The following is a 7,824-nucleotide window of genomic DNA, read 5'->3' on the forward strand; positions in this document are numbered from 1 at the left end:
TTTGCGGATGACCGAGCGCCGACGAGGGCAGGGACCCTCCTCCGGGGAAAAACTGGAGTTGAGGCGATGAACTGGTGGCAGCCTTGCGCAGGCGCGCCCGCAATGGTTTGGTAGCGTCCTGCATTCGCAACGTTTTCCGGTGATTCCCGATGTTCGATATTCTATTGCGTGGTCTGGCGCTCGGCGCCGGCGCAACAATCCTGATGGACCTCTGGGCAATCGTGCTCACCCAGCTCGGCCAGGCGGCCCCAAACTGGGCACCTGTGGGTCGCTGGTTCTGGCATCTCGGCCGCGGCAAGGTTTTTCACGAGAGCATCGCCGACGCCGAGCCCTATGCCCATGAGCTGGCGCTCGGCTGGATCAGCCACTACGCCGTCGGCATCCTCTATGGGGTGATCTTCGCCATCATCATGGGCTCGGCCTGGCTGGCGGCCCCGACATTTCTTCCCGCCTGGATCTTCGGTATCGTCACCGTCGGGGCAGGGTGGTTCCTGTTGCAGCCCGGCCTCGGCATCGGCTGGGCCGCCTCCAAACATCCGACCCCGAACAAGGTCCGGTGCTTCAACCTTCTCGCCCATACGATTTTTGCGCTGGGGCTCTACGGGACGGCATTGATCATCGGCTGAGACCAGCCAGAACCCCTCCCCACAAGGGGGAGGGGCTAAGATGCCGCGCTGCTTGCGATAACCTCCATCGTAATAATCCGTAGAACGGTTACAGCGAGCAAGCGCTCGCCTTTCGTCGCTGGCGCGGGCCGCAGTTTAGGGGCCTTTCTTGGATCCGCACGAACCAGACAGCCTCACCTTACCGCGCCGCCCAGTTGGCGCCGCGGCGGAAGATGGTCTTCATCTGGGGAACGTCGAATTCCTTGGCCTGATGGCCGAGCGAGGAATAGAAGACGCGGCCCTTGCCGTATTTCCGCTTCCAGACGACGGGCATGACGACGCCGTCGATCCAGTAGGCGTGTTCGCCGGTGAACTTGGTCGTCGCCAGAACCTCGTTCGACGGGTCGACATGCATGTAATATTGCTCTGAGGTATATGGGAAATCGGCAATACCCTCCATGAGCGGATCGTCGGGACGGGTGATGTTGACGGTATAGTCGATGATGTTGCCGGGGTGAGCCACCCACTGGCCGCCGATGATGAACTGATAGTCGACGGAGTCGCGGAAGGCGTCGCCCGCGCCGCCGTGATAGCCGGCGATACCGACGCCGCTTTCGATCGCGGTCGCGAGGTTCTTGACCTCCTCCTTCTCGATCTTCGACATCGTCATGATGGGTACGACGAGGCTGAGATCATGAACGGAAGGGTCGGCAAGCGCCTCGGTGCCGTGCTCGAGATAGACCTTGAAGCCGTCCTCCTCGAGCATGGTCTTGATGATTTCGGCGCACTCCTGCGGCTCATGCCCGCTCCAGCCGCCCCAAACGATCAGTGCTTCACGCATAGTCTTTCCTCCTGAAACTTATTTCGCCAACCGTCCGTCGACGATGGAATCGGACAGCGGGGCAGGGCGCTCCGTTGCCGTGGTGATCGCGACCGTCCGGCCGGTCGCGGCGGCGGTGTGGAATGCTTCCATGACTTCGAGCACATGCAGCGCCAGATCGCCATTGGCGCGGTGCGGCCGGTTGGAGCGGATCGCATGCGCCATGTCGGCAACGCCGAGCGAGCGATAATTGCCGTCGGCATAGGGTGCTGTGACCGGCTGGTCCTCGAACGGACCGCCCTTCTTCAGATATTCCACCGGGCCGCCGAACCTGTTGGGATCGGGAACGATCAGCGTGCCCTCGGTTCCGTAGACTTCCAGCGGCACATGCTTGTGGCCGGCTACATCGAAGCTCATGGCGATCTGGACGACGGCGCCGTTGGCAAAGGCCATCATGCCGGCGACATGGGTCGGCACATGCACGGGAATGCGTTCGCCGTTTCGCGGTTCGCTGGTGATCAGCCGCTCGGCCCGCGGCGTCGTCGCAAAGCCTGCAACCTGCGCAACCGGCCCGAGAAGATTGACGAGATCGGTGATGTAGTAAGGCCCCATATCGAGCATCGGCCCGCCGCCGACTTCGTAATAGAAGGCCGGGTTCGGATGCCAGCGCTCATGGCCCGGGCACATGAAGGTTGCCGAGCCGCCGACCGGCTGGCCGATGACGCCTTGGTCGATCAAGCCACGCGCCGTCTGGTGGCCGCCGCCGAGGAAGGTGTCGGGGGCAGCGCCGATGCGGAGATTCCTCGCCTTGGCGGCTTCCGCCAATTTTTTCCCTTCCGCGAAATTAATCCCGAGCGGCTTTTCCGAATAGGTATGCTTGCCGGCATCGAGCGCCTGCAGCGCCACGGCGACATGGGCCTTTGGGATCGTCAGGTTGACGATGATTTCAACCTTGGGATCGGCGAAAAGCTCCTCGACGGTCTTGACGGGAACGTTGAATTCCGCAGCCTTTGCTTCCGCCAGCTCCCGGTTGAGGTCGGCGACGCCGCGGATGTCGAGGATGGGAAAGGATGCCATCGCCGTGAGATAGGCGCCTGAAATATTGCCGCATCCGATGATGCCGATACCGACCTTGTCCATGAATTCCTCCATTGATCGTGCCATTGATTTTGATTGTGCCGCCCGTCAGAGCGCCGGCCCCGTCGTGCTCCAGGGCGATTCGTAAAGCTCGTAGAGCGCCACCGCTGCCGCACCCTGCGCCCAGAAATCATCGGTCGAATCGTCGAAGACGAGTTCGCTCACGCCGCGCAGCGATGGCGGAATGGCGAGCGTATAGGCATCGCGCAGGCTGTTGAGAAAGGGTTCGCCGAGCGCCAGGCTCGATCCGACCAGGATGACCCGCGGCGGCGCAAACAGCGTGACGATGTTGGCAATGGTCAAACCCACCGCTTCGCCGGCGCGGATCGCGGCACTGATCAGCCGGTCGTCATCGGCCTTGATCAGCGCCTGGGCATGGTTCATGCCGCGGCCGAGGCGGATGGCTTCGGCAAAACGCCCATCAGCCTGCTGTTCGCCGAGGATCGCGCTTTCGCCGGCCTGGCTGAAAAGTCGGACGACGCCGTTCGGCCCCATGCCGAGCACGAGGTCGCCGAGATTGTGGCTGAGGCCGCCGGCGCCGCGAAACAGGCTGTTGCCGTGCAGGACGCCAAGTCCCAGCGTCTGTTCCAGCGAAATCAATACCATATCCTCAAGATCGCGCGCCTTTCCGAACCAGTGATGGCCAAGCGTGATGGCGTGGGCGTCGCTTTCGACAATGGTCGGTGTTGCCAGCCGCGTCGACATCTCGGCGGCGAAATCGACATTGGTGTCGCGAAAGATCGGGCTGCTTCTGATATAGCCGGTGCGGTGCTCGATGACGCCGGGAAAGCCGAGGCAGACGCTGTCGACATCTTCAAGCGAAAGCCCGGCATCGACGACGCAGCGCCTGACTCCGTCCTCGACCAGATCGGCGATGACGCCGATCGGCTGCCGGTCGATGCGGATCGGCAAGGCGAGCTTCGACAGCACATCGCCGCGGAAATTGGTGACGACGAAGACCATCCTGTTGGCGGCGATCTTGGCGCCGACCACGCGGGCGGCATCGGGATTGAGCTCCAGCATGACCCGCGGCCGTCCGCGCACGGCCTCATTGCGGATATCGCCTTCGTGACGCGGCAGGATCAGCCCGTCGTCGAGCAATGAGGCGGTGATGGCCGAGACGGTCGTGGTGGAGAGTTCGGTACGCTCGCTGATCTCTATCCGCGAGATCGGACCATGGCGCCTGATGGTATCGAGCACGTTCAAGCGATTGATCGCGCGCATTAATTCGGGATCTGCGGTCTTCATGGGAACTAGCCAGGCGAGCGTTTCGTTGGGGCGGAACCCAAATATTTTTAACGGGTTACGAAATAAATAGCAGGGAATTCAGTGGTCCTGTCAAGCGCATTTGATAAAAATAGAGGCATTGGGTTGACAATATGCGTAAGCTCCGTTGAATTAATCCGCATAGGGGAAAAATTGTGAGGACAGGACCCCTGGGAGGAAGAATCATGACTTTTAGCTTCAATCGCGCCGCTTTTGGCAGCAGGCGCATCGCATCCATGGCCGCGGCTGCCGGCATGTTGCTGGCCGGAGCAGGTGCCGCTTCGGCGGCGACGGTGGTCAAGTGGCTGCATCTCGAGCTCGACCCGAAATATGTCGCGGCCTGGGAAGACATCGTCAAGAAATACGAAGCTCAGCATCCCGACGTCGATATCCAGATGCAGTTTCTCGAAAACGAGGCCTTCAAGGCCAAGCTTCCGACATTGCTGCAATCCGACGACGTGCCGGATTTCTTTTTCAGCTGGGGCGGTGGCGTCTTGAAGCAGCAGTCCGAGACCGGCGCCCTCCAGGATGTGACACCGGCGCTGGATGCCGATGGCGGCAAATTGCGCGGCGCCTATAGCCCGGCTTCGGTCAGCGGCCTGACATTCGAGGGCAAGACCTGGGCTATTCCCTATAAGGTCGGTCTCGTCAGCTTCTTCTACAACAAGGAGCTCTTTGCCAAGGCCGGCGTGAAGGCCGAGGACATCAAGAACTGGGCTGATTTTCTCGACACGGTGAAGAAGATCAAGGCAGCCGGCATCGTGCCGATCGCCGGCGGCGGCGGTGAGAAATGGCCGATCCACTTCTACTGGAGCTATCTCGTCATGCGAGAAGGCGGACAGAAGGTCTTCGAAGCGGCAAAGACCGGCCAGGGCGAAGGTTTCGTCGATCCCGCGATCATCAAGGCCGGCGACGATCTCGCCGAGCTTGGAAAGCTCGAACCGTTCCAGCCCGGCTACCTCGGCTCGACCTGGCCGCAGGCGCTCGGCGTTTTCGGCGACGGCAAGGCTGCAATCATCCTCGGCTTTGAAAATACCGAGGCCAACCAGCGCAAGAATGCCGGCGACGGCAAGGGTCTCGCACCCGAAAATATCGGCCGTTTCGCCTTCCCGGCGGTTGATGGCGGCGCCGGCAAGCCGACCGATACGCTCGGCGGTCTGAACGGTTGGGCCGTTACCAAGAAGGCATCCAAGGAAGCGCTCGATTTCCTCGCCTTCCTGACGAATGCGGACAATGAGCGGGCGATGGCCAAGGCCGGCATGCTTCTGCCCGTTGCCGTCGGCGCCGGCGACGGCGTCACCAACCCGCTGCTTGCCGAATCGGCAAAACAGCTGGCCGGTTCGACCTGGCATCAGAACTATTTCGACCAGGATCTGGGTGCCGCGGTCGGCCGTGTCGTCAACGACGTGTCGGTGGAAATCGTCTCCGGGCAGATGAATTCCAAGGACGGCGCCCAGATGATCCAGGACGCTTTCGAACTGGAACAATAACCAGCGCCTGCAGACCCTTCCTGGCGCTCCGTTAAAATTCGGAGCGCCAGTATTGCTGCCGACGAGATGCGAAAGCAGGACCCATGGCCAATATTTCAGTCCCATCGATAACCACGGCCGCAAGGCCGGCAAAAAGAGCAGCAAACAGCAAGAGCTCGGTCGCCCATGACCGGCTGGCAGTGCTGTTGATCTTCCTGCCGCCGGCGCTGCTGCTTTTCACGCTCTTCGTCATCATGCCGATGGGCGAGGCGGCCTGGTACAGTCTCTACAAGTGGAACGGCTACGGCACGCCGACCGAGTTCATCGCGCTGCGCAATTTCCAGGTTCTGTTCCGCAATGCGGCCTTCACGCAGGCGCTGGTCAATAACGGCCTGATCATCGTGATCTCGATCTGCATCCAGGTGCCGCTTGCCATCTGGCTGGCCACCATGCTGGCGCACCGCATTCCGGGTGTCGTCGGCTACCGCCTCATCTTCTTCCTGCCCTATGTGTTGGCGGACGTTGCCGCGGGCCTTATCTGGCGCTTCGTCTATGATGGCGACTATGGCCTGTTTGCCGCCGTTTCCAACTTCTTCGGCTTCGCCAACCCTTACGTGCTCGCCGACAAGGACGTGGCGATCTATGCCGTGCTTGGGGTCATCGTCTGGAAATATTTCGGCTTCCACATGATGCTGTTCATCGCCGGCCTGCAATCCGTCGACAAGAGCGTGCTGGAGGCCGCCGAAATCGACGGCGCCACCGGCTGGCAAAAGTTCCGCTACGTCACGCTGCCGCTGCTCGGCTCGACCTTGCGCCTTTCCATCTTCTTTGCCGTCGTCGGCTCGCTGCAACTCTTCGACATGATCATGCCGCTGACCGGCGGCGGGCCGTCCAACTCCACCCAGACGATGGTCACCTTCCTCTACACCTACGGCGTCATGCGCATGCAGGTCGGCCTCGGCAGCGCCGTCGGCGTGGTGCTCTTCATCATCTGCGTGACGCTGGCCTTCGGTTACAAAAGGATATTCATGCGCCATGACTGATATGAGCTCTTCCATCCGCATGAGCACATCAACACGCGTCTATCTCTACGTGTCGCTGAGCCTGATTGCCGCGATCGTGCTCGTGCCGCTGCTGACGACGGCGCTCGGCGGCTTCAAGACGCTGGGCGACCTGCGCACCAATCCCTTCGGCCTGCCGACAGAGTGGCAATGGACGAATTACACCGACATTCTTTTCGGTGAACGCTACTGGCTGCAGATCGGCAATTCGCTGGTGATCGCGTCGCTTACCGTCCTCCTGACGCTGATCGTCTCGTCGATGGCGGCTTTCGCCTTTGCCCACGTCCGCTTTTTCGGATCGTCGTTCCTGCTCAATTATTTCCTGCTCGGCCTGATGTTTCCGGCCGCGACCGCGATCCTGCCGCTGTTCATCCGCATCCGCGATCTCGGCCTGCTGGATACCTATTGGGGCGTGGTGCTGCCGCAGGTGGCTTTCGGCCTCGGCATGAGCATCCTGCTGTTTCGAAACTACTTCCGCAATCTTCCGGAAGAATTGTTTCAGGCGGCCTTTGTCGATGGCTGCGGCTATCTCCGCTTCTTCTGGCATATCTCGCTGCCGCTTTCCCGGCCGATCGTCGCCACCGTCAGTATCATCTCCTTCGTCGGCAGCTGGAACAGCTACATCCTGCCGCTGATCATGCTGAACTCGGAATCGAAATATCCCTGGCCGCTCGGCATCATGGTCTATCGCGGCGAGTACGGCACGGAGTGGCAGCTGGTGCTGGCCTTCATCACGCTGACCATCCTTCCCACCATCATCGTCTTTTTCGTCGCCCAGAGACACATCATCGCCGGTCTGACCGCCGGTGCCGTGAAGTCCTGAGCCGAACCGTTGGAGTACAATCATGGCATCCGTTGAACTCACCGATATCAGCAAGACCTATGGCGCCGTCAATGTCATCCACGGCATCTCGCTTCATATTGAGGATGGCGAATTCGTCGCCCTCGTCGGGCCGTCCGGTTGCGGAAAATCGACCCTGCTCAGAATGATCGCCGGCCTTGAGGAGATCACCGATGGCGAGATCGCCATCGGCGGCAAGGTCGTCAATTCCATGACGCCGCGCGAACGCAACATCGCCATGGTCTTCCAATCCTACGCGCTCTATCCGCACATGACCGTCGCTGAAAACATGGGCTTCAATCTGAAGCTCGCCGGCGTTGCCAAACCCCAGATCGAGGCCCGAGTGGCCGAAGCCGCCCGCATGCTGGATCTCGCCAACCTCCTCGACCGCAAGCCGGCCCAGCTTTCCGGCGGCCAGCGCCAGCGCGTCGCCATGGGTCGCGCCGTCGTGCGCAATCCCGCCGTCTTCCTGTTCGACGAGCCGCTCTCCAACCTCGATGCGAAACTTCGCGTGCAGATGCGCTCGGAGATCAAGACGCTGCACCAGAAGGTCAGGACGACCTCGATCTATGTCACCCACGATCAGATCGAAGCGATGACGCTCGCCGACCGCATCGTCGTGCTC

General features: G+C 61.2%; 8 protein-coding genes. 5 read left to right on the forward strand and 3 right to left on the reverse strand.

Annotated features, from left to right (window positions below):
• Positions 1-149 precede the first annotated feature (149 nt).
• A complete protein-coding gene (locus FY112_RS11400) occupies positions 150-626 on the forward strand; it encodes a DUF2938 domain-containing protein (RefSeq protein WP_131630419.1) in 477 nt (158 codons plus the stop codon).
• Between the two features lie 178 nt (positions 627-804).
• On the opposite strand, the gene FY112_RS11405 is transcribed toward FY112_RS11400, so the two are convergent.
• From FY112_RS11405 to FY112_RS11415, 3 genes are read right to left on the reverse strand one after another with little or no spacing between them, the layout of a single operon-like run.
• On the reverse strand, positions 805-1,446 hold the full coding sequence (locus FY112_RS11405; protein WP_003539493.1) for a ThuA domain-containing protein: 642 nt from the start codon (positions 1,444-1,446) through the stop codon (positions 805-807).
• An 18-nt stretch (positions 1,447-1,464) separates the two neighbouring features.
• Positions 1,465-2,565 carry a Gfo/Idh/MocA family oxidoreductase gene (locus FY112_RS11410; RefSeq protein ID WP_131630420.1) on the reverse strand — a complete coding sequence of 367 codons (1,101 nt, stop codon included), beginning with the start codon at positions 2,563-2,565 and terminating at the stop codon, positions 1,465-1,467.
• A gap of 45 nt (positions 2,566-2,610) precedes the next feature.
• Positions 2,611-3,810, reverse strand: a complete 1,200-nt coding sequence (locus tag FY112_RS11415; RefSeq protein ID WP_017960374.1) for an ROK family transcriptional regulator — start codon at positions 3,808-3,810, stop codon at positions 2,611-2,613.
• A gap of 203 nt (positions 3,811-4,013) precedes the next feature.
• On the opposite strand from FY112_RS11415, the gene FY112_RS11420 reads away from it, so the two are divergent.
• From FY112_RS11420 to FY112_RS11435, 4 genes are all read left to right on the forward strand, one after another.
• On the forward strand, positions 4,014-5,318 hold the full coding sequence (locus tag FY112_RS11420) for an extracellular solute-binding protein (protein ID WP_151518422.1): 1,305 nt from the start codon (positions 4,014-4,016) through the stop codon (positions 5,316-5,318).
• 83 nt (positions 5,319-5,401) lie between these two features.
• Positions 5,402-6,340: a sugar ABC transporter permease gene (locus FY112_RS11425; RefSeq protein WP_003559249.1), complete on the forward strand. Its 939-nt coding sequence runs from the start codon at positions 5,402-5,404 to the stop codon at positions 6,338-6,340.
• Positions 6,333-7,181, forward strand: coding sequence for a carbohydrate ABC transporter permease (locus tag FY112_RS11430; RefSeq protein ID WP_131644008.1), 849 nt, complete (start codon positions 6,333-6,335; stop codon positions 7,179-7,181). The genes FY112_RS11425 and FY112_RS11430 overlap by 8 nt, the downstream gene beginning before the upstream one ends.
• 22 nt (positions 7,182-7,203) lie before the next feature.
• Positions 7,204-7,824: ATP-binding cassette domain-containing protein (locus tag FY112_RS11435; protein ID WP_151518423.1), on the forward strand; the 621-nt coding region annotated here is incomplete at its 3' end.

This window comes from Rhizobium sp. PEPV16 (assembly GCF_008919455.1).
In the GTDB taxonomy this organism is placed as follows: Bacteria; Pseudomonadota; Alphaproteobacteria; order Rhizobiales; family Rhizobiaceae; genus Rhizobium; species Rhizobium leguminosarum_Q.

Excerpts from the sequence above, each read along its gene's own strand:
- FY112_RS11400 (WP_131630419.1), top strand. The coding sequence starts at position 150 with ATGTTCGATATTCTATTGCGTGGTCTGGCGCTCGGCGCCGGCGCAACA.
- FY112_RS11405 (WP_003539493.1), bottom strand. The coding sequence starts at position 1,446 with ATGCGTGAAGCACTGATCGTTTGGGGCGGCTGGAGCGGGCATGAGCCG.
- FY112_RS11410 (WP_131630420.1), bottom strand. The coding sequence starts at position 2,565 with ATGGACAAGGTCGGTATCGGCATCATCGGATGCGGCAATATTTCAGGC.
- FY112_RS11415 (WP_017960374.1), bottom strand. The coding sequence starts at position 3,810 with ATGAAGACCGCAGATCCCGAATTAATGCGCGCGATCAATCGCTTGAAC.
- FY112_RS11420 (WP_151518422.1), top strand. The coding sequence starts at position 4,014 with ATGACTTTTAGCTTCAATCGCGCCGCTTTTGGCAGCAGGCGCATCGCA.
- FY112_RS11425 (WP_003559249.1), top strand. The coding sequence starts at position 5,402 with ATGGCCAATATTTCAGTCCCATCGATAACCACGGCCGCAAGGCCGGCA.
- FY112_RS11430 (WP_131644008.1), top strand. The coding sequence starts at position 6,333 with ATGACTGATATGAGCTCTTCCATCCGCATGAGCACATCAACACGCGTC.